Annotated in this window: 14 protein-coding genes, 1 tRNA gene and 1 pseudogene; 4 read left to right on the plus strand and 12 right to left on the minus strand. The window is 60.2% G+C overall.

The window, feature by feature from the left end; all coding sequences use genetic code 11:
* The first annotated feature begins 98 nt into the window (after positions 1 to 98).
* Entirely contained in the window at positions 99 to 2,627 is a 2,529-nt protein-coding gene (locus ACIP66_RS12735; protein ID WP_400648515.1) for a PepSY domain-containing protein, read from the plus strand.
* A 114-nt stretch (positions 2,628 to 2,741) separates the two neighbouring features.
* On the opposite strand, the gene ACIP66_RS12740 is transcribed toward ACIP66_RS12735, so the two are convergent.
* The 4 genes from ACIP66_RS12740 to ptsP form a co-directional block, all read right to left on the minus strand.
* Complete coding sequence (locus ACIP66_RS12740) at positions 2,742 to 4,283, minus strand: alkaline phosphatase (RefSeq protein ID WP_212544092.1); 1,542 nt, start codon at positions 4,281 to 4,283, stop codon at positions 2,742 to 2,744.
* Positions 4,284 to 4,469: 186 nt separating this feature from the next.
* Positions 4,470 to 6,203 carry a PTS fructose-like transporter subunit IIB gene (locus tag ACIP66_RS12745; RefSeq protein WP_400648491.1) on the minus strand — a complete coding sequence of 578 codons (1,734 nt, stop codon included), beginning with the start codon at positions 6,201 to 6,203 and terminating at the stop codon, positions 4,470 to 4,472.
* Positions 6,204 to 6,214: 11 nt separating this feature from the next.
* Positions 6,215 to 7,156: a 1-phosphofructokinase gene (pfkB, locus tag ACIP66_RS12750; protein ID WP_400648493.1), complete on the minus strand. Its 942-nt coding sequence runs from the start codon at positions 7,154 to 7,156 to the stop codon at positions 6,215 to 6,217.
* Entirely contained in the window at positions 7,156 to 10,017 is a 2,862-nt protein-coding gene (gene ptsP, locus ACIP66_RS12755; protein ID WP_400648495.1) for a phosphoenolpyruvate--protein phosphotransferase, read from the minus strand. Before ptsP ends, pfkB begins: the two co-directional genes overlap by 1 nt.
* A 305-nt stretch (positions 10,018 to 10,322) precedes the next feature.
* On the opposite strand from ptsP, the gene cra reads away from it, so the two are divergent.
* Complete coding sequence (cra, locus tag ACIP66_RS12760; protein ID WP_212544096.1) at positions 10,323 to 11,318, plus strand: catabolite repressor/activator; 996 nt, start codon at positions 10,323 to 10,325, stop codon at positions 11,316 to 11,318.
* A gap of 3 nt (positions 11,319 to 11,321) precedes the next feature.
* Positions 11,322 to 12,098, plus strand: a complete 777-nt coding sequence (locus ACIP66_RS12765) for a TatD family hydrolase (RefSeq protein WP_400648499.1) — start codon at positions 11,322 to 11,324, stop codon at positions 12,096 to 12,098.
* 186 nt (positions 12,099 to 12,284) lie between these two features.
* On the opposite strand, the gene ACIP66_RS12770 is transcribed toward ACIP66_RS12765, so the two are convergent.
* The 5 genes and pseudogenes from ACIP66_RS12770 to ACIP66_RS12790 all read right to left on the minus strand — a co-directional run bounded on the left by ACIP66_RS12770 (position 12,285) and on the right by ACIP66_RS12790 (position 18,164).
* A complete protein-coding gene (locus ACIP66_RS12770; protein WP_400648517.1) occupies positions 12,285 to 13,214 on the minus strand; it encodes a methyl-accepting chemotaxis protein in 930 nt (309 codons plus the stop codon).
* Positions 13,191 to 14,282 (minus strand): annotated as a pseudogene (locus tag ACIP66_RS12775) (methyl-accepting chemotaxis protein); the annotation flags it as partial. The gene ACIP66_RS12770 and the pseudogene ACIP66_RS12775, both read right to left, overlap by 24 nt.
* Positions 14,283 to 14,531: 249 nt before the next feature.
* Positions 14,532 to 15,371 (minus strand): regulatory signaling modulator protein AmpE, encoded by an 840-nt coding sequence (gene ampE, locus ACIP66_RS12780; RefSeq protein WP_053117042.1) that lies wholly within the window; start codon positions 15,369 to 15,371, stop codon positions 14,532 to 14,534.
* Positions 15,368 to 15,928, minus strand: coding sequence for a 1,6-anhydro-N-acetylmuramyl-L-alanine amidase AmpD (gene ampD / locus ACIP66_RS12785; protein ID WP_053117041.1), 561 nt, complete (start codon positions 15,926 to 15,928; stop codon positions 15,368 to 15,370). The genes ampE and ampD overlap by 4 nt, the downstream gene beginning before the upstream one ends.
* Positions 15,929 to 15,992: 64 nt before the next feature.
* Positions 15,993 to 18,164 carry a DUF1631 domain-containing protein gene (locus tag ACIP66_RS12790; RefSeq protein ID WP_400648503.1) on the minus strand — a complete coding sequence of 724 codons (2,172 nt, stop codon included), beginning with the start codon at positions 18,162 to 18,164 and terminating at the stop codon, positions 15,993 to 15,995.
* Between the two features lie 375 nt (positions 18,165 to 18,539).
* On the opposite strand from ACIP66_RS12790, the gene nadC reads away from it, so the two are divergent.
* A complete protein-coding gene (gene nadC, locus ACIP66_RS12795; RefSeq protein ID WP_400648505.1) occupies positions 18,540 to 19,388 on the plus strand; it encodes a carboxylating nicotinate-nucleotide diphosphorylase in 849 nt (282 codons plus the stop codon).
* A gap of 94 nt (positions 19,389 to 19,482) precedes the next feature.
* Here nadC and ACIP66_RS12800 read toward each other — a convergent pair whose 3' ends face one another.
* From ACIP66_RS12800 to pnp, 3 genes are all read right to left on the minus strand, one after another.
* Positions 19,483 to 19,782 (minus strand): DUF6388 family protein, encoded by a 300-nt coding sequence (locus tag ACIP66_RS12800; protein WP_159812909.1) that lies wholly within the window; start codon positions 19,780 to 19,782, stop codon positions 19,483 to 19,485.
* Positions 19,783 to 20,011: 229 nt separating this feature from the next.
* A tRNA-Thr gene (locus tag ACIP66_RS12805) sits at positions 20,012 to 20,087 on the minus strand.
* A 157-nt stretch (positions 20,088 to 20,244) separates the two neighbouring features.
* Positions 20,245 to 22,077, minus strand: a 1,833-nt coding sequence (pnp, locus tag ACIP66_RS12810; RefSeq protein ID WP_400648508.1) for a polyribonucleotide nucleotidyltransferase, incomplete at its 5' end; no start/stop codon positions are given.

Raw genomic sequence — 22,077 nt, forward strand, 5'->3', positions numbered from 1 at the left:
AATTGAACGGGGCTTTTCTGCGTAATAAAGAACGCTTCTCGATAACCCACGGCATAATGCGCGCCGTGATGACAATTTCCGAACGGACGGCGAGTGACGTGTTGAAGAAAACCCTGTTCCAGTTGCACTGGTTTTTTGGCATCACCGCAGGCCTGGTGCTGGCGTTGATGGGCATCACCGGCGCGACTTATTCGTTTCAGGACGAAATCCTGCGGGCGCTGAATCCCTCCGTCCTGCAAGTGGAAAAACAAGTCGCCGGCGTCTTGCCACCGGTCGAACTGGTCGAGCGCATCGAAGCCACGTCCGGCAAAAAAGTCTCGATGCTCTCGGTCGAGACCGACAGCGGCAATGCAGCGAAAGTGTTTTTCACACCGCCCAAGGGCGAACGTCGCGGCGAGATGCGCTACTTCGATCCGTACACCGGCGAGTTCATGGGCGATGCCGTCGGCCAGGACTTCTTCGGCCTGATGCTGCAACTGCACCGCTTCCTCGCGATGGGCGATACCGGCCGCAACATCACCGGCGCCTGCACGCTGATCCTGCTGTTTTTCTGCCTCTCCGGTCTGTACCTGCGCTGGCCGCGGCAGTGGAACAGCTGGCGTGTTTGGCTGACGCTGGACTGGAAGAAAAAGGGCCGCGCCTTCAATTGGGATCTGCACTCGGTGGCCGGCACATGGTGCCTGTTGGTCTATCTGCTGCTGGCGCTGACCGGGTTGTCGTGGTCGTACGAGTGGTACAACAAGGGCCTGACCAAACTGCTTTCCGACGCGCCGCAAAACGAGCGCGTGCGCGGTGGTCGTGGCCCGGCACCGCAAGGCCCGGCGCCGACTGCCGATTACGCGGCGATGTGGAGCAGCATCTACAGCGCCGCCGGCCCTGGCTTGTCTGCCTACAACATTCGTATGCCGCCCGTGGCTGGCCAACCGGCGACCGTTTTCTATCTGCTGGAAAACTCGCCGCATGAGCGCGCGCTCAACCAGATCACTCTCGACCCGGCCACCGGCATCGTCAAACGCGTCGACCGCTACGCTGACAAGAGCTTCAAGGCGCAACTGCTGACCAGCATCTATGCGCTGCACGTCGGCAGCTATTTCGGTCTGATCGGGCGGATCATCGTCACCCTCGCGGCGGTGTGCATGCCGCTGTTTTTCATCACCGGTTGGCTGCTGTACCTCGATCGCCGACGCAAGAAAAAGCAGATCAAGGACGCACGTAAAGGCCTCGAACAACCCGCGGGCGATGCACCGGCGTGGCTGATCGGTTTCGCCAGCCAGAGCGGTTTCGCCGAGCAACTGGCGTGGCAAACCGCCGGGCAATTGCAAGCCGCCGGATTGCCGGTGAAGGTGCAGCCGCTGGCGAATGTCAGCGAGCAGGATCTGCGTGAATCGAACAACGCGCTGTTCGTCGTCAGCACCTTCGGCGACGGCGAAGCACCGGACAGCGCCCGTGGTTTCGAGCGCAAAGTGCTGGGCAAAGCTTCGACACTGGACAGCTTGAACTACGCGGTGCTTGGGCTCGGCGATCGTCAGTACCAACACTTCTGCGGCTTTGCCAAACGTCTGCATCAGTGGCTCGGCGAGCACGGCGGCAAGACACTTTTTGCGCCGGTGGAAGTCGACAGCGGCGATCCCTATGCGCTGCGTCACTGGCAGACGCAACTCGGTCTGCTCACCGGACAAGCGCCGGTCGATACCTGGCAAGCGCCGAGCTACGACAACTGGACGCTGACCCGCCGCGAATTGATGAACCCGGACAGCAGCGGTTCGCCGGTTTATCTGTTGGGCCTGAGCGCACCGAACACCAGCAGTTGGCTGGCTGGTGATCTGGTCGAAGTGCTACCGCGCAACTGCCCGTGGGTCATCGAACATTTCCTCGACGGCCTCGGTATTCGTGGCGAGACCATGGTGAAAATCAATGGCCTCGACGAGCCGTTGGAAGTCGCGTTGGCTTCGCGCCAGTTGCCTGAGCATCGCGCGCATCTGGTCGGTTTGCATGCGCAGTCGCTGGTCGATGCAATGGTGCCGCTGGCCATGCGCGAATACTCGATCGCCTCGATTGCAGCCGACGGAGTGCTGGAGCTGATCGTGCGTCAGGAACAACACGCCGATGGCACGCTGGGCATTGGTTCTGGCTGGTTGACCGAGCATGCGCCGGTCGGTGGCAGCATCAGCCTGCGCGTGCGCCGCAACAGCGGATTCCACCTGCCGAACGAGCCGGTGCCGATGATTCTACTGGGCAACGGCACCGGTCTGGCCGGGCTGCGCAGCTTGCTCAAGTCGCGGATTGCCGACGGTCAGCAGCGTCAATGGTTGCTGTTTGGCGAGCGTAACCGTGAACACGATTTCCTCTGCCGTGCGGAGCTGGAAGAGTGGTTGATCAACGGTGATCTGGAACGGCTGGATCTGGCGTTTTCGCGGGATCAGGCGGAGAAGGTTTATGTGCAGGATCGCTTGCGTGAATCGGCGGGTGAGTTGAAGAAGTGGCTGGCGGATGGGGCTGTCATCTACATCTGCGGCAGCCTTCAGGGCATGGCTTCAGGCGTGGATCAGGTGCTCAAGGACATTCTCGGCAGCGCTGAAGTCGAGCGCCTGATCGAACAGGGCCGCTATCGCCGTGACGTTTACTGACACACCGCTTTCCCTGTAGGAGCTGCCGCAGGCTGCGATCTTTTGATCTTGATCTTTTCAAAAGCAAAATCAAAATCAAAAGATCGCAGCCTGCGGCAGCTCCTACAGTGGTGGTCATACCGGTTGTAGTTTTTGCTCGAAAACCGCCACCCCATCCAGATCCCGCAACACCACACTCATCTCCCCGCTCTGCCCTTCAATATTCACCTCACCAAAAAACTGAAAGCCGGCAAATGGCGAGGTGTTCTGCACCGCAGGGGCCTTCTCGAACACCACCTGTGGCCCAAAGGTTTTATCCAGCGGATTCGGCCCAAAACTCCCGGCATTCAGCGGCCCTGCAACAAACTCCCAGAACGGCTCGAAATCCTGAAACGCCGCCCGATCCGGGTGATAGTGATGCGCCGCGCAGTAATGCACGTCCGCCGTCAGGAAGACGAAGTTGCGCACCTGCTGCGCGCGCAAAAAGCCGAGCAATTCGGCGATTTCCAGCTCGCGCCCCTGAGCCGGGCCCGGGTCGCCATTGGCCACCGCTTCCCAGCGCCCAACACCCGGACTGACTTCACCATCCGGCACGCCAAGACCGATCGGCATGTCCGCAGCAATGACTTTCCACTGTGCCTTCGACGCCTTCAATTCACGCTTGAGCCAGTCCAGTTGTTCACGCCCGAGAAACGGTTTTTCCGCGCCCAGATTGTCGTCATTCGCCTCGCGATAACTGCGCATATCCAGCACAAACACATCAAGCATCGGCCCGTAACTGAGTTTGCGATAAATCCGTCCGCCACCGTCGGCGGTCTGCAAACGCATCGGCGCATTTTCCAGCCACGCCTGCCGCGCGCGCCCCACCAAGGTGTGGATATCTTTTTCCTGATAACGCTCATCCAGTTGCTTGCCCGGCGACCAGTTGTTGACCACTTCATGGTCGTCCCACTGCCAGATTTGCGGCACTTCGGCGTTGAAGCGGCGGATGTTTTCGTCCATCAGGTTGTAGCGATAGTTGCCGCGATAATCGTCGAGGGTTTGCGCGACTTTGCTCTTGGCTTCGGTGGTGAGGTTGCGCCAGATGCGCCCGCCTTCGGTGGTGAGCTGCGCGGGCACCGGGCCGTCGGCGTAGATGGTGTCGCCGCTGTGGATAAAGAAGTCCGGCAGGCGCAAGCGCATGGCTTCGTAGATGCGCATGCCGCCGATGTCCGGGTTGATGCCGAAGCCTTGGCCGACAGTGTCGCCGCTCCAGACAAAACGGATATCGCGTCTGGCCGTCGGCACGCTGCGCAAATGGCCAAACCACGGCTCGCTGGCGACGCCGGTCTGGGCGTCTTCGAAGTACACGCGATAGAAAATCGCCTGATTGGCGGGCAGCCCGGTGAGCTCGACGCGGGCGGTGAAATCAGTGCGCGCGTCGGCCAGTGGCGAGATGAATTTACGCGGGTTACCGAACAGGCTGCGGGTGTCCCACTCGACCACCATGCGTGCGGGGCGATCGCTGCGACTCCAGATCATCGCGCGATCGCCAAGCAGGTCACCGGACTGCACGCCATCGGTCAACTGCGGACGATCCTTGACCGAAGCAATCACCGCCGGCGCCAGCCCCGGCAGCAACAATCCGGCGCCGATCCCTTGCATGACACGCCGGCGACCGAGATTGAAATCGCTCATGGGGTTCTCCCTGGAAAAAGGGAAACTTAAGCACGCCCACATGAAACAGACATGACACCAGACACACCGCAGAACCCATTGTAGGAGTGAGCCTGCTCGCGATATCGGTATATCTGCCAACATTCATGTCACTGACAGACCGCTATCGCGAGCAGGCTCACTCCTACAGGAGATTTGTGGTGTTGGTTAAGCCTTGGCGGGTTCGAGGGCCAGTTCGACGGCTTCGGGGCGTTTGACTGTGGCATAGACCACGGCGGTCAAGAAGCTCCCCGCGACAATCGCCAGCAGATACAACAGCGCATGGTTGATCGCATTCGGGATCGCCAACACAAACAAGCCACCGTGCGGCGCCATCAGTTTGCAGCCGAAATACATCGACAACGCACCGGTCAACGCACCACCGGCAATACTCGCCGGAATCACCCGCAACGGGTCTTTCGCGGCAAACGGAATCGCCCCTTCAGAGATAAAGCACAGCCCCAATACCAGCGCCGCTTTACCCGCCTCGCGCTCGGTCTGCGCGAACTTTCGTCGGGCAATAAACGTGGCGATACCCAAGCCAATCGGCGGCACCATCCCCGCTGCCATCGTCGCTGCCATCGGCGCATAACTCTGCGACGCCAGCAGCCCCACCGAGAACGCATACGCGGCTTTGTTGATCGGCCCGCCGAGGTCGACGCACATCATGCCGCCAAGCACCACGCCGAGCAGGATCGCATTGGTGGTGCCCATGCTGTCGAGAAAACTCGTCAGCGCCAACAGCATCCCGGCGACCGGTTTGCCGACCACGTAAATCATCACCAGCCCGGTAAACAAACTGGCAAACAACGGGATGATCAGAATCGGTTTCAGCGCTTCCAGACTCTGCGGCAACGCGACATAACGGCTGATCGCCTTCGCCGCATAACCGGCGATGAAACCAGCGACGATGCCACCGATAAACCCGGCGCCCAACGTACTCGCCAGCAAGCCGCCAATCATCCCCGGCGCCAGGCCCGGACGGTCAGCAATCGAATAAGCGATGTAACCCGCCAGCAGCGGCACCATCAGTTTGAACGCGGTCTCGCCACCGATCTGCATCAGCGCAGCCGCCAGCGTGCCTTCTTCCTTGAACGCGGTGATGCCGAACACGAACGACAGCGCGATCATCAAACCGCCGGCCACGACCATCGGCAGCATGAACGACACGCCGGTCAGCAGGTGTTTATAGACGCCGGTTTTCTCTTGCCTGGCCGGTGCCTTGCCGTCACTCGCCACACTTTCCACAGCACCTTCGGCCAAGGCTTTTTTCAACGTGGCTTCAGACTGCTTCAACGCGATGCCAGTGCCGCAACGATAGATTTTCTTACCGGCGAAACGCTCGGTGGCGACTTCGATATCCGCCGCCAGCAACACCACATCCGCTTCAGAAATCGCCGCCGCGCTCAACGGGGTTTTCGCGCCCACCGAGCCTTGCGTTTCGACTTGCAGCTCATAGCCCAAACGCTTGGCAGTTTGCTGCAACGCTTCGGCGGCCATGAAGGTGTGAGCAACACCGGTCGGGCACGCGGTGATGGCGACGATGCGCGGCACACGCGACGCATCAGCAACCGGTTCAGCCACGCTGGCAACGTAGACTGATGCCTCTTCAGTACCACGACGCAGCACCGCTTCGACATCCTGTAGCGCCTGTGCCGGGGCAATCTGGAAAACCCGTTTGCCGACAAAACGCGTCATGTCGACCGCCCCCGTGGCGACCAACAAAACCCACTCCGCCGCTGCAATCGTCGCCGCCGACAATTCGCGTTCCGGGTGCGCCGCATCGACCACTTCAACGCTGGTGCTCCAGCCCTGACGCTGCGCCGCCGCATCAAGCAAACGCGCACACAGCACACTGGTGACCATGCCGTTCGGGCAAGCCGTAACAATGGCTAATTTCATGACAAACCCTCTTATTGTTCTGTCAGGGGGCGCACGCGCACGCCCTGTTCGAGCTGCGCCAGTTGCGCACGGTCGTGGATGCCGAAACCGATCTGGGTCACCGCCATCGCCGCAATCGCAGTGGCTGTGCGCAGGGTTTGTTCAGGCGTATCGGCGCTGAGCAAACCGTGGAGCATGCCGGCCAGCAATGAATCACCGGCACCGACCGTGCTGGCGACGCTGACTTTCGGCGGCGTGGCGTGCAGTGCCGAACCGACGCTGAACCAGTTCACGCCGTCAGCACCGTGGGAGATCACCACGTGCTCGATCCCTTGCGCATGCAAACGCGCCGCTGCCTGCGCTTCCGCCGTGTGCGAAACCACCTCGCAACCGAGCGCATCGGCGAGTTCTTCAGTGTTCGGCTTGATCAGCCATGGACTGGCCTGCAACGCTGCGCGCAACGCTTCGCCGCTGGAATCGAGGGCGACTTTCAAGCCGAGCTGATTGAGCCGTTCGATCAGCTCACGCAACCACTGCGCCGTGACGCCACGCGGCAAACTGCCGGCGACCACCACCGCGTCATGACCTGGTGCAATCTGCACCAAACGATCAAGCAACGCCTGCTGCGCGGCAGCATCGACCACCGGCCCCGGGCCGTTGATGTCGGTGATGCGTCCATCCTGTTCAGCCACTTTGATATTGCTGCGCGTCTCACCCGGCACGCGGATAAACGCGTCGACAAAACCGCGCTTGGCGAACAGGGTTTCGAACGCTTGCAGGTTGTCTTCGCCGAGGAAGCCACTGACCGTCAGTTGATGCCCGAGGTCGGCGAGCACCTGCGCGACGTTCACGCCTTTGCCCGCAGCGTGGGTGTGCATCTCGTCGCTGCGGTTGACCTGACCGGCGTCCAGCCGTGGCAGTTCGACGGTAAGGTCGAGCGCCGGGTTGAGAGTCAGGGTAAGAATCTTGGCCATTACAGGGCCTCCACTAATGCGCGCACTTCGTTGGCGCTGCCCACGGCCAGCGCATGTTGAGCAAGGGTTTGCGCCTGGGTCAGGCTAAGTTCGCGGATGCGTGCCTTGACTTCGGCAATGCTGCGACCAGAGACGCTGAGTTCATCGACGCCGAGGCCAACAAGCACCGGCACCGCCAGCGGATCCGCCGCCAGTTCGCCGCAGACACCGACCCACTTGCCATGGGCATGGGCCGCGCGCACGGTAATGTCGATCAGTTGCAGTACCGCCGGGTGCAAGCCATCCGCCTGCGCCGACAAGGTCGGGTGACCACGGTCGATGGCCAGGGTGTATTGCGTGAGGTCGTTGGTGCCGACGCTGAAGAAATCGACTTCTTTGGCCAGCACCGGCGCGAGCAACGCGGCGGAAGGCACTTCGATCATGATCCCCAGTTGCAGATCGGCGACCGGGATTTCCAGACGCAGACGCTCGGTCATGTCGCGGGCCTGACGCCACTCTTCAACGCTGCCGACCATCGGGAACATGATCCGCAGCGGACGGTTGTCCGCCGAACGCAGCAAGGCGCGCAATTGCGCTTCCATGATCTGCGGACGTTGTAAGGTCAGGCGAATGCCGCGCACGCCGAGGAACGGATTTTCTTCTTTGGCGATTGGCCAATACGGCAGCGGTTTGTCGCCGCCGACATCCAGCGTGCGCACTACCAGCGGACGCCCGGCGAGGCCGTCGAGCACACGACGATATTCAGCTTCTTGCGTCGCCTCGTCCGGCGCTTGCGGGTGGGCCATGAAAATCAGTTCGGTGCGCAGCAGACCGATGCCTTCGGCGCCCTGCTCCACTGCGCTGATCACGCCGGCGCTTTCGCCGATGTTGGCGAACACTTCGACCGCGTGACCGTCGGTGGTGTGTGCCGGTTGATGACGTTGTTCGGCAGCAATCTTCAGGCGTTGTTCGCGGGTGTCGCGTTCTTCGGCGGCGCGTTGCAGTGTCGCGGCATCGGCGTCGACGTGCAGGCGACCGCGCTGGCCGTCGAGCAGCAACGGCGTGCCCGGCGCCAGCAACAACACCGCTGCGCCCGCGCCAACCAATGCCGGAATCCCGAGGGCTCGCGCAACGATGGCACTGTGCGCGGTGGCGCCGCCGCGTGCGGTGAGAATCCCCGCCACACGCGCCGGATCCAGCCGTGCTACGTCGGACGGGCCGACCTCGTCCATCACCAGAATGTACGGTTGCTCAGGCTCGCTCGGGGTTTGCACGCCACACAGTTGCGCCAGCACGCGACGACCGATGTCACGCAGATCCGCCGCACGTTCGGCGAGCAACGCGTCCTGCAGCGATTCCTGTTGTTTCGCCGCCACTTCGATCACCGCCATCCACGCCGCTTCGGCGCTTTCGCCTTGCTTGAGGCGGGTGTCGACTTCGTCGGTGAGTTCCGGGTCGTCGAGCATCTCCTGATGGGTGATGAAGATCTCGCGGATGGCTTTGGCTTTGCTGCGTTCGATCAGGCCCTGAATGTCGTTGCGCACATCGCTGAGCGCTTGTTTGAGGCGCTCGCGTTCGATCGCGGCGGACTCGCCACGCATGGGGTAATCGATGGTTTGCTGCACTTGAATATGCGCTGGGCCGATGGCGATGCCGGGCGCGGCGGGGATGGCTTGCAACTGAGTGCCAGAGGCCGGGGCAATCACCACTTCGGCGATGTCGGCAAAGACTTCGCGGTGCTCGCTGATGGCGGGCAGCGGCTCGACTTCTTCGCCAAGGCCTTCTTCGATAGCAGCGAGCAACGCCGGCAAGGCGTCGCCAGCGATACTCGGTTCGGCGATCAACTCCAGCACCTGACCACGACGGGCGCCGAGGCTGAGCAGTTTGCTCAAACTCTTCACCGACACGGCACTGTCCTGACCGTCGACGATGCGCACACGAATCTCGCCATCAAAACGCTTCGCCAGTTGCGCGAGGATCTTCGCCGGACGCGCGTGCAAGCCGTGGGCGTTGGCCAGCGCAATGCGCGCGCTCGGCCAGTCGGCGGGCAATTCACCGCCGAGCACTTCAAGGACTTTACGGCTGCTGGTGGCGCGACCCAGTTCATGACCGCGACCTTCGATCAGCAAGGCACACAGACGCTCAAGCAATGCTTGGTGCGCCTCGCCAAGGCTGGCCAAGCAGAACAAACCACTGAGCGGCTGGCCGAGGTAGCGCATCGGTTTGTCCGGGGTGACGAACGCCAGGCCCGGACGCTTCACCGTTTGCTCGCTGTGCAACCACCACAGACCGTCGCCCAGCGGCAGCGCTTCGACTTGTTGCAGCACCGCCGAGAAACCGTTGCTCACACAATCGGCCTGACGCAGCAAACGCGCGCCGCGCCAGACCAGTTCTTCGAAATCGTCAGCCGACACGCCGAGGCCGATCATCTGTGCATCCAGCGCCAGTTCCTGCGGCGCGCCTTGCAGCAGTTTCAGCAGCGCTTCCGGCGAACTGGCGCGACGCAGGGCCTGGCCCAGATCGGTCTCGCCGAGGGCGCGGGTCAGCAGTTGCAGCAGACGCAAATGTTCGTCGGATTTGGCGGCGATGCCGATGGCCAGATAAACGATCTGGCCATCGCCCCAATCCACACCCTCAGGGAATTGCATCAGGCGCACGCCCGTGGCGAACACCTGATCGCGGGTTTCCGGGGTGCCATGGGGAATGGCAATACCTTGACCGAGAAAGGTCGAGCCCTGCGCTTCCCGGGCCTGCAAACCGGCGAGGTAACCGTCGGCGACCAGACCATCCGCCACCAGATGATCGGCCAGCAGTTGCAAGGCAGCGGGTTTATCCACAGCCGATTGGCCCATGGATATCTGCTCTATAGTGAGCTCGAGCATGCAATCTCCTTTTTGACGCTGGATGCGCCAGGTATTGTTTTGAATGGTCACAGCTTAGGCGCTGGATTGCTTCGCTTTTCAGCGGCAGTTTTGGCGGTTTCACGGCAGAACCGGCCAAAGGCGTCTAAAACGTAGAAAATACGCTTGCTGAAACGTTTAATCTAGATTGATGGGCACGTTACTCGATAATGTCCCATCCTTGAAGTCCAACTTGTCGGATGCGTTGCGACAATAGTCGTCTGCCCTAATCGGGTAGGATTGGCGAAAATGTTGCGGCAAGCTCGAAAAAACAAGGAAATCCCGGGTTGAAACTCAGTGATATCGCGCGGTTGGCCGGAGTGTCCGTGACCACCGCCAGCTACGTCATCAACGGCAAGGCCGAACAGCAGCGCATCAGTACCGCCACCGTCGAACGTGTGCGCGCGGTGGTCGATCTGCATGGCTTTACACCCAATCCTCAAGCGGCCGGGCTGCGCAGTCGGCATACGCGCACGCTGGGTTTTATCCTGCCGGATCTGGAAAACCCCAGTTACGCGCGGATCGCCAAGCTGCTGGAGCAAGGTGCGCGGGCGCGCGGCTATCAATTGCTGATCGCCAGCTCCGACGATGCGCCGGACAGCGAGCGCCAGTTGCTGCAACTGTTCCGCGCGCGTCGTTGCGATGCGCTGATCGTCGCCAGTTGCCTGCCGGCCGGTGATGACAGTTATCGCCAGTTGCAGGCCAAGGGCACGCCGATCATCGCCATCGACCGGGTCATGGAGCCGGAGCATTTCTGCTCGGTGATCAGTGACGACCGCGAAGCCAGTCAGCACCTGACGCAAAGCCTGCTCGAACCGCAGCTCAAGCAAATCGTACTGCTCGGTGCGCGGCCTGAGCTAAGCATCAGCCAAGAGCGTGCCGCTGGTTTCAAACAAGCCTTGGCCGATTTCAAAGGCGAAGTGCTCGTGGAGCACGCCGAAGCCTTCAGCCGCGAATGTGGCAAGCAATTGATGGAAGAACTCCTGCAACGTCTGGGGCATTTGCCAGACGCGCTGGTGACAACTTCCTACGTGCTGTTGCAGGGCGTGTTCGATGCGCTGCATGACTTCCCGTTGAAATCGCGGCCGCTGCGCCTCGGCACATTCGGTGATACGCAGTTGCTCGATTTCCTGCCGTTGCCGGTCAACGCCATGGCTCAGCAGCACCAGTTGATCGCCGACAAGGCGCTGGAACTGGCGCTCGCTGCCGTCGAGCAATCGGAATACAAGCCTGGCGTGCAGGCCATTGCGCGTACCTTCAAGCAGCGTATTCACCGGGACTGAGCCGTGGAGCTGATCGACAGCCACACCCACCTCGACTTCCCCGACTTCGACGCCGATCGCCCGGCGTTGCTCGCCGAAAGCCGCGCACTCGGGGTGCGGCGGATGGTGGTATTGGGTGTATACGAGGGTAATTGGCAACGGGTGTGGGATCTGGTGCAGAGCGATGCTGATTTGCACGCGGCGTTCGGCTTGCACCCGGTGTATCTCGATCAGCATCGTCCGGAAGATTTGACGGCACTCGGTGATTGGCTGACCCGATTAAAGGGTCATCGACAGTTGTGCGCGGTCGGCGAGATTGGTCTGGATTACTTCATCGAAACGCTGGATCGCGAGCGCCAACAGTTGCTGTTTGAAGCACAGCTGCAACTGGCGGCGGATTTTGAGTTGCCGGCGTTGATCCACGTGCGCCGCAGCCACGCGGCGGTGATCGCTACGCTCAAACGCTTCAAGCTCAAACGCGCGGGGATCATCCACGCGTTTGCCGGCAGCCGTGAAGAGGCGCGCGAGTACATCAAACTCGGTTTCAAACTGGGTCTGGGCGGCGCGCCGACGTGGCCGCAGGCGTTGCGCATGCATCGGGTATTGGCGGAGTTGCCGCTGGACTCGATCGTACTGGAAACCGATTCACCGGACATGGCGCCGGCGATGTTCCCAGGTGTCCGCAATACACCGGCGCACTTGCCGGCGATTTGCGCGGCGTTGGCTGAATTGATGAAAATCACCCCGCAACAACTCGCCGCCGCCAGCACCGCCAACAGCTGCGAAGTGTTCGGCTGGTAACGCGGTTACTGTGGGAACGGGCTTTTGTGGTGAGGGGATTTATCCCCGATGGGCTGCGAAGCGGCCCCAAAACCATAGTTCACGTTTTATCAGATAAAACTCTGTTTCAGGTTTTGGGGGCGCTTCGCGCCCCATCGGGGATAAATCCCCTCGCCACAAAGGTTCGCACAAGTTTTAAGATACGGCTCAGACGCGGAAGGCGCTGATCAGTTGTTTTAACTCGACGACCTGGGCAGACAGCGCGCGACTGGCGTCTTCGGTCTGGTGCGCGCCTTGCGCCGTGCGTTCGCCGGCACGATTGATCTCGACGATGTTCTGATCAATGTCATGGGCCACCGCCGTTTGCTGCTCCACCGCCGCCGCAATCTGCTGGTTCTGATCGACGATCATGCCCACAGCCCCAAGAATGTTTTCCAGCGCCTGCTGTACTTTTTCCGACTGCCCGACCGTGCCATTGGCCATCTGATGGCTGACGCCCATGGCCTTCACCGCCGCGCCGACACCGCCATGCAACTTGGCGATCATCTGCTCGATTTCTTCGGTCGATTGCTGTGTGCGTTTAGCCAAGGTGCGTACTTCGTCCGCCACTACCGCAAAACCGCGGCCCTGCTCGCCAGCCCGCGCCGCTTCGATCGCGGCGTTGAGCGCCAGCAAATTGGTCTGCTCGGCGATGCTTTTGATCACTTCCAACACGCGACTGATCGACTGGCTATCGCTCGCCAACTGATTGATCACCAACACCGACTGATCAATCTCGCTTGCAAGCGCAGCAATGCTGCCCTGTTGCGACTCGACCAGACCGCGACCACTGAGAGTCTCGTTGTTGACGCTGTGGGCGCTGCTTACCGCCGCTGCGGCACTGCGCGCGACTTCAAGCGAGGTCGCCGACATCTGATTCATCGCCGTCGCCACTTGCTCGATCTGCGTGCGTTGCCCCGCCACTGCCTGATTGCTCTGCGCGGAAACGTTCTCAACCTGCCCCGCTTGGCGCTCGACCTCACCGACGGTCTGGCCAACGCGCTCAATCAAGTCGTGAATCTTCTTCACCGTACCGTTAAACACTTCGCCCAACTCACCCAACTCATCGCGGCTATTGGCCTTGAAGTTGACCGTCATGTCCCCCGCCGCGACTTTGTCCATCATCGCGCCGAGACGTTTGAGCGTGGTGCGGGTCGAGGCGTAGAAACCGCCATAGAGATAGAAAATCAGCACAAACACCACCGACAGCGCCACCGCCTGCAAGATCATGTGCGTGCGGTTATGCGCCAGACGTTGCTGCAATTGGCTGTCGAGAAATTTCAGCGAAGCTTCGTTGAGCGCGTAGGTTTTATCCATCAACGCGGTGACCTGGTCGTAAAACGCCTGCCACGGCGCATCGAGGGTGTCGGCCATCACCACCTGTTCTTCGAACAATTCGCTGGCTTGTTTCAGCGATGCCTTGCTGTTGTCGGCCTCGACGCTGAGGTCGTCCCGCGCGGCTTTGCTGGAAGCGAGGGCATCCTGCAGTTTCAAGCCGTACTCGGCCTGAAGTTTTTCGATCTTCACCAGCAGTTCGTCGAACCGCGTACTGGAGGCACTGTTGAGAAAGCCCTGCGCCAGCGAGTACGAACCGATCGCCCGGCCTTCGCCAAGGGTCTGGGTGACGCCGGGGGTGATCAGGGTGACCAGCTCGCTGAGCTGACGAATATCGCCCTGATTGTCGCGGCTCAAACCAGCCTGACTGGTGATGATCTGGCTGAAAATCTGCGCACTGGCGAGTAATTTGCCGATCAGCGCACTTTTGCTTTGCAGTGAGCTTTCCACTTGCTGGGCTTTGAACGCGGCAATCATTTCATCGCGTTTGCCGTCGAAAGCCTTGATCTGTTCAGGATCTTCGGTCATCGCCGTTAGACCTTGCAATCGCGTCAGTACGACTTGTTCAAGGGCGGTGATTTTCGATTCGATGTTGCCCGCCTTGCCGGACTGGCCAAGGGTGACGTTGATCTGCACCAGATTGTTGAGGGTTTCCAGATCCCGGCGCAGGGTCAGGCTGCTGCCCAGCAGATCGAGGCTTTGCAGCTCGACGCGGGTGCCCTGGAATTCGCGATAGGAATCGCGCACCAGATAGAAATTGGTCACCAGCATCGGCACCAGGAACAGCACGCTGATCAAGCTGAACTTCATGCCGAAGCTCAGACGGTTCATCAGCGAGACGGCGGGATAGAGCAAGCTCTTCACTGGAAGTCTCCCTTGGTTTTTCTTGTTTTTATTGGCAGGCGCGGGACGACAGCAGATAGCCACTATCCGGCGCCATCACTGTATAGCTCAAATCGGCGGAAGGTTTTGTAACTTAAGGTTAACGAAAAAAAAGATCGCAGCCTGCGGCAGCTCCTACAGAAAACCCAATCCCTGTAGGAGCTGCCGCAGGCTGCGATCTTTTGATCTTTGTTTAAATCAGTGGATCAAAACTGTCCACAAAGCAAACCCGGCATACCACAACACCGCCGCGCGCAGCAGCAGTTCCCAAAGGCTGTCGAGGGTAGTAATGCCTTCCGGCCCGACCGCAGCAGGCGGGATCTCCCCCGCTGCCAAGCCGACCTTGTTGATCAGTTGCGCAGCGCTGATGTTCCAGTTCAGCAACTCATGCAACATCACCCGGCCAACCGCAACGAAATTGCCGACCAAGGCAAAACTCGCCGCCAGCAGTCGCACCGGCACCCAATCAAAAGCATGGCGCAATTGCGCGGCGCGTTCGACCAGCGCCGGGTTCGTGCCGTGTTCTTCAGCCAGCGCCAACAAGCGATACGCCAACGCCGCCACCGGGCCGAGCACGAAGTACCAGAAGATCACCGCGAAAAAGCTCTGATAGGCCTCCCACAGCAAATGCCCTTGCACGCGATCGAGCAGCTCTTCGCCACTGTCGGCGCAGATATTCAGATCGCGCTTGGCGACATGCGCCGCCGCTTGCAGATCTTCACGGCGCCAGGCATCGCGGAACGGCCCGAGACCGCCGAGCAAATCGCCGCGTCCCAGACTGTAAATCACCACCAGCAAATGCACCGGCAACGCCAGCAGACCGTAAGCCACCGGTTCCAGCACCACCAGCAACAGCGCCAGCAGCGCCACCGGAAACAGCACCAGAATGGTCAGCACCAGCCATGGTTTACCCGCCAGTCGCTCGCTGCTTTCGAGTTTGTTCAGTTCGCGGATCCATCCGCCATCGCGTTGAACCCGATGGCGCAGGGCCGAGAACTTCTCGATCCAGACGGCCAGCAGTAACACCAGAAAACTCATTGTCCTTCCTCTTGTGCCAGGGCTGCGCGGTAACGCGCCCAGTCGAATGCCGGGCCAGGATCGGTCTTACGCCCGGGTGCGATGTCGCTGTGCCCGCAAATACGGGCGCCGGTGATGGCCGGAAATGCTCTTTGCAACTGACGGGTGAGCACGGTCAGCGCTTGATACTGCGCATCGGTGAAGGGCAGATCATCGGTGCCTTCGAGCTCGATGCCCACGGAAAAATCGTTACAGGTTTCGCGACCGTCAAAAATCGACACGCCCGCATGCCACGCCCGTTCCAGACAGGAGACAAACTGAGTGACCTTGCCGTCACGTTCAATCAGAAAATGCGCCGAGACGCGTAGGTCGGCGATCCCTGCAAAGTAGGGATGTTCGGTGACATCCAGACGGTTCTGGAAAAATTCCTGCACCTTGCCGGTGGCGAATTGCGCCGGTGGCAGGCTGATGTTGTGGATGACCAACAGGGAAACTTCGCCCGCCGGGCGTTCATTGAAATTGGGCGATGGGCACACCTGCACCCCGTGACACCACCCGCTAGCGGGATCCAGCTGCATAACGATTCCTTCAGCGCCGACTGTGTTGGCGTCCAGTATGCCGTGATCGGCACCCGGCGCGCGATCACTTGGAACGATTGAGTCGCCGCAGGTTGCCCAGCACCGATTCCAGCGCCCGGTCGAACAGCAAAGTGTCGTCCAGTGTTCGCGCGGCGCCACGCTGGAATTCCACCGCCAGCGCGGCACGACTGCGCTCGAGGACTTTCATGCCAGTGCGGTCGACGAAAACGTATTTGTCGGTGGCGTCGATGATTGCCGCGAGTTTGCAGCGCAAGCTGTGTTCTTCGTCTTCCTGAAACGCCACCCAACTGCCCAGACGCAATTGATCGACCTGACGCAGACCAGCGGCATCGTCCGGCAGATGCGTAGAGTTTTTCACCATTGCGCCCTCATCGGCGGAAGGCAAAACAATCTGCTGCGAAACTTCGATCATCGGATCGGCCTCGCTGGCGGGCTCCAGCACCCTCACGTGCAGGGTTTCGAGTTCGCTGAAAAATTCGCTGGTGGCAAATGGATCGAATGCCGCACGAGTCAGGCCATCTCGCAGCGATTTGAGCAGACCGGGCACCAAAGCCAACAGACGCAGACCGGATTCCGCGTCGTTGTGACGCTGCACGCTCCAGACCAGTTGCTCCATGGTCTGCACGTCGTCACGCCACTGGGCGGAAGCCTCGCCATGTTTGAGACAGGTCAGCAGCAGCACTTTGCTCCAGGCATCCTCAACAAACGTCACCACTGCCGGCGGCAACACCTTGCCCAACAGCGCTTGATTCAACGCCCGTTCGACCCGACGCCTAGCCAGCTCGGTTTTCGCCCGGCCCTCTTCGGCATCGCGCAAACGCTGTTCAAGCAGTTCGCTGCGGCGGCGTTCGTCACTGGTGAAAGCGAGGAAGTCGGCCAGCAGTTCGGAGAAGATCGCTGGATCATCGACAAAATCCGTGAGCAGGCGCTGCACCACTTGTTCGATACGCACATAAAGGTTGTCGCGAGTTTCGCTGTCGCTATCGCCCCAGCCCATTGCGGCAGCGGCGATTTCATTGAGCAGGCGCCGTGCCGGGTGGCTGCTGCGGCTGAAGAAACTCTTGTCGAGCACCGCCACTTTGAGCATCGGAATCTGCAAACGCGCGATCAGCGCTTTGAGCGAATCCGGCACATTACGGTCATCCAGAATGCACTCGAAGACCATGGCGATCAGGTTGATCACGTCTTCGTCCGCGCCCTCGACAATCCGCGATTTGCCACTTCTGAGGCTGACCCGCGTCAACAACTGTTCAAGCTGATTGCGCAGATCGAAATCGTCCTGCGCCGCGAGTGCCGGCACATATTGTTGCAAGTGCGAGAGCAGACGCAGCAGGTCGCGGGTGCTGATCGGCTGTGTAGCAGCGCTGGGCTCGAGTGTCGGCGCGACGCTGCCGCGCACTTGCAGTAACAGTTCCTGCAACGCGGCGAAGACTTCTTGCACACCCTCGTCGGCCGGCAGCGGTTCGTCGCTGTCTTCGCTGTGCACGTTGGCCATCGCGCGATCAAGCGCCCGTCGCGCCGGCGCCGGTTTCAGCTCGGGCAGTACGCCGGTGACGCTGAGCAGTTGGTTGGCTTCGGCATACAACTGCTCGGTGTCGGCGAGGACATAGCGCTCGAACAGTTTGAGCAGGATCAGCTTGACCTTGATCTCCACGCCGAGGTTGCGCCCGGCCTGCAAGAAGTACTCACAGAGCATCGCCGGGGCGAGCGGGTTGTGCTGCGCGTCGAGAGGTTTGCCGAGCAAAACGCTGAGCCGCGCACTCAATTGATCCAGCGCAAAGCCATCGCGCTTGAGCACCCGGCCAACCATGGTCTCAATCGCCACGCTGCGCTCCATGTCGTCGGTGCGTGGCGCCGACTCGTCGAACATCAGTGCGGGCGGCAGGGCGTTGGGTGAGGCGTCGTATTGAGTGAGGCCGACGAAAGCCTCGAAAAACAGTTCGAGAAAACCACGCTCGATGTTTTTGCGCTTCAGGCGCAGGTCGCGCATGGCTTCGAAAAAGATGTTCTGTTCGACGTCATTGCGTGCGCGATCCGCCATTTCGAACAGGGTGTCGTCGGCGTTATCGAACAGCTCCTGCAAGCCGTGGCGCAGTTGCTGCGCAGCCTTGTCGCGAACCTGAAGCAGAATCACAGGCAGGCGGGCGAGCGGCGAATGGTTCGCCTGATCCGTAGTCCCCTTGTGAAAAGGCACTACTTTCCCGTCGTTGTGCATCCAAGCCTCCTGAAACGGTGATTCAATCGGTCAAGCCAACCCGGATCCCCTGTGGGAGCGAGCCTGCTCGCGATGGCGGTATGTCAGCCGCAGCAATGTCACTGAAAGAATGCATTCGCGAGCAGGCTCGCTCCCACAATTTCAATCAGGACGTCAAAGCCATGACGTCAAATGCAAGGCGGATTATCTTGCAAAAGGTGTCCCCGCCGCTATAGCCGTCAGGGTTTTCCCTATACCTCGCCCCTTGCATTGACCACGTCTGCCGGCCTTTGCTCAAAGAAATTCGACCGGATGCAGTCAACCACGCACGTTCACGCCTTGGGTTGGCTCGCGCCATGCCCCTATAATCGAATCACTTTGTTTGTGGAGTCCGTTATGCCGAATCTACGTCTCGCCGATTTGACCGCCGAAATCGAAGCCAACGTGCGCCGTGCGTTGCTCGAAGACGTCGGCAGCGGCGACATCACCGCGCAACTGATCCCGGCCGAACGTCTGGCCAAAGCCACCATCATCACCCGTGACGAAGCCGTCATCTGCGGCACAGCGTGGGTTGATACGGTTTTTCGTCAGCTCGATCCACGCGTCGCGGTGCATTGGCAAGTGGTCGATGGCCAGCGGGTAAAACCCAATCAGCCGCTTTTTCATCTGGAAGGCCCGGCCCGTTCGCTGCTGACCGGCGAGCGCAGTGCGCTGAACTTCCTGCAACTGCTGTCCGGCGTGGCGACGCGGGCGCAGTATTTGGCGGATTTTGTCGGCGAGACTCAGGTCAAGCTGCTCGACACCCGCAAAACCCTGCCGGGCCTGCGTCTGGCGCAGAAATACGCAGTCACCTGCGGCGGCTGCCACAACCATCGCATCGGCCTCTACGACGCGTTCCTGATCAAGGAAAACCACATCGCTGCCAGCGGCGGAATCCCGCAGGCCATCGCGGCCGCGCACAAGATCGCGCCGGGCAAACCGGTGGAAATCGAAGTGGAGAGTCTGGAGGAGTTGAAAGAAGCGCTGGAAGCCGGCGCCGACATCATCATGCTCGATGAGCTGAGTCTGGACGACATGCGCGAAGCCGTGCGCCTGAACGGCAGCAAGGCGAAACTGGAAGCCAGCGGTGGCATCAACGAAAGCACGCTGCTGCCAATCGCCGAAACCGGAGTGGATTACATCTCGATCGGCGCGATGACCAAGGATGTCAAAGCGGTCGACCTGTCGATGCGCTTGAGTCTTTGACAGCAGCGGCAAGCTGCGAGCTACAAGCTACAAGCTACAAGCCACAGCGCTTTGCTCCGACTTGTAGCTTGCCGCTTGAGACTCGCTGCTGCTCTTATACGACGAGATTATTCATCTCGCAGTACTCTTCCCAATCGACACCCAGCACTTCAGCCGCCTCTTTGTGCAGCACGAGGCGCTGCGCCTCGAACTCCTCCGGCGTGCTCGTGTACTTGAGCGTCAGTTCCCACGGCTGCAGGCCCTGGGCCTCGGCTTCGTCTTCGAATGCCCACTGAATCTGGTCTTTCTGATCGTCAGGACTCAAGTCCTTGATCTCTTCCAACAGCTGGGGCGCGTCGAGTTTGTATTTCTCCAGCGCTTGTTCGTGACGTTGCTCTTGAGTTAATTCGGTCATGGCGTTCTCGCTGATCGTAAGAATGGAGGATGGATCTGGATCATCAAGGATCTCTCTGACGCGGTTTCTTCCGGCCTTCGGAACCATTCGGGATCATCTGAAAACTGCTAAGCGATGCTCATGCAGGCACCGAATATAGGACGTTTGCATGACGAATTACACGGGTCTTTACATCTCTCTCACAAAAACTTTGACCTGAGGGACATAAATCGAGGGGGCATGAGGGAAATGGTGCCCGAGACAGGAATCGAACCTGCGACCTTCGCGTTACGAGTGCGCTGCTCTACCGGCTGAGCTACACGGGCGGTGGGCTAAACCTAGCACCGGTTTTCACAAAAGCAAAGATCGCAGCCTGTGTAGGAGCTGCCGCAGGCTGCGATCTTTTGATCTTTATGCCAGACAAAAAAATGCCCCGCCGTTTTCACGGCGGGGCATTTTTATTGCGCTAACGCTTTGGGCTGATTAAACGCCCGAAGCCTTGGCTGCTGCCACATCTTTGATGGACAGCTTGATACGGCCGCGGTTGTCCACGTCCAGTACCAGCACTTCCACTTCCTGGCCTTCTTTCAGGATGTCGGTCACTTTCTCTACGCGAGCGTCGCTCAGCATCGAGATGTGCACCAGACCGTCCTTGCCTGGCAGGATGTTGACGAATGCGCCGAAGTCGACGATGCGCTCAACCTTGCCCACGTAGATCTTGCCGATCTCGGCTTCAGCGGTGATGCCCAGAACGCGCTGACGTGCAGCTTCAGCAGCTTCCTTGGTTTCGCCGAAGATCTTGATCGAACCGTCGTCTTCGATGTCGATCGAAGCCTTGGTTTCTTCGCAGATCGCACGGATGGTCGCGCCACCTTTACCGATAACGTCACGGATTTTGTCGGTGTCGATTTTCATCGCGATCATGGTCGGAGCGTTGGCCGACAGTTCGGTACGCGACTGGCCAATGATCTGGTTCATCTGACCGAGGATATTCAAGCGCGCTTCCAGGGCTTGGCCCAGAGCGATTTCCATGATTTCTTCGGTGATGCCTTTGATCTTGATGTCCATCTGCAGCGCGGTAACACCTTTGGCGGTACCCGCTACTTTGAAGTCCATGTCGCCCAGGTGGTCTTCGTCACCGAGGATGTCGGTCAGAACGGCGAACTTCTCGCCTTCTTTAACCAGACCCATGGCGATACCGGCAACCGGCGCCTTCATCGGAACACCAGCGTCCATCAGAGCCAGGGAAGCGCCGCAAACGGAAGCCATCGAGCTCGAACCGTTGGATTCGGTAATTTCCGAAACCACGCGGATGGTGTACGGGAACACGTCAGCGGCTGGCAGCATGGCCGAAACCGAGCGACGGGCCAGACGGCCGTGACCGATTTCACGACGACCAGCACCACCCATGCGACCACACTCACCTACCGAGAACGGAGGGAAGTTGTAGTGCAGCATGAACGGGTCTTTTTTCTCGCCTTCCAGGGTGTCCAGCAGCTGTGCGTCACGGGCAGTACCCAGAGTCGCGACTACCAGAGCCTGAGTTTCACCACGGGTGAACAGCGCCGAACCGTGAGTCTTCGGCAGAACGCCGACTTCGATGTTCAGCGGACGAACGGTTTTGGTGTCGCGACCATCGATACGTGGCTTGCCGTTTACGATGTTTTCGCGAACGGTGCGGTATTCGATTTCGCCGAAAGCAGCTTTGACTTCGCTGGACGAAGGCTGGCCTTCTTCACCGGACAGCTTGGCAACCACCTGATCCTTCAGCTCACCCAGGCGAGCGTAACGGTCGGCCTTGATGGTGATGGTGTAAGCCTGGGAGATCGCTTCGCCGAACTCGGCACGGATAGCGCCCAGCAGTTCGGTGGCTTCTGGCGCAGGAGCCCAGTTCCAGGTTGGCTTGGCAGCTTCAGCGGCCAGTTCTTTAACAGCGTTGATCACCACCTGGAATTCGTCGTGAGCAAACAGTACCGCGCCCAGCATCTGGTCTTCGGTCAGCTCTTTGGCTTCCGATTCAACCATCAGCACGGCGTCCGAAGTACCGGCAACGACCATGTCCAGGCTCGAAGCAGCTTGCTGCTCGTAAGTCGGGTTCAGCAGGTAGCCGGTGCTTTCGTGGAAAGCAACGCGAGCGGCGCCGATCGGGCCGTCGAACGGGATGCCCGAGATGGCCAGGGCAGCCGAGGTACCGATCATCGCAGCGATGTCCGGATCGGTCTTCTTGCTGGTGGAAACGACGGTGCAGACAACCTGCACTTCGTTCATGAAGCCTTCTGGGAACAGCGGACGGATCGGACGGTCGATCAGTCGGGA

This window comes from Pseudomonas sp. NPDC088429 (genome assembly GCF_044753305.1).
GTDB classification, from domain to species: Bacteria; Pseudomonadota; Gammaproteobacteria; order Pseudomonadales; family Pseudomonadaceae; genus Aquipseudomonas; species Aquipseudomonas rustica.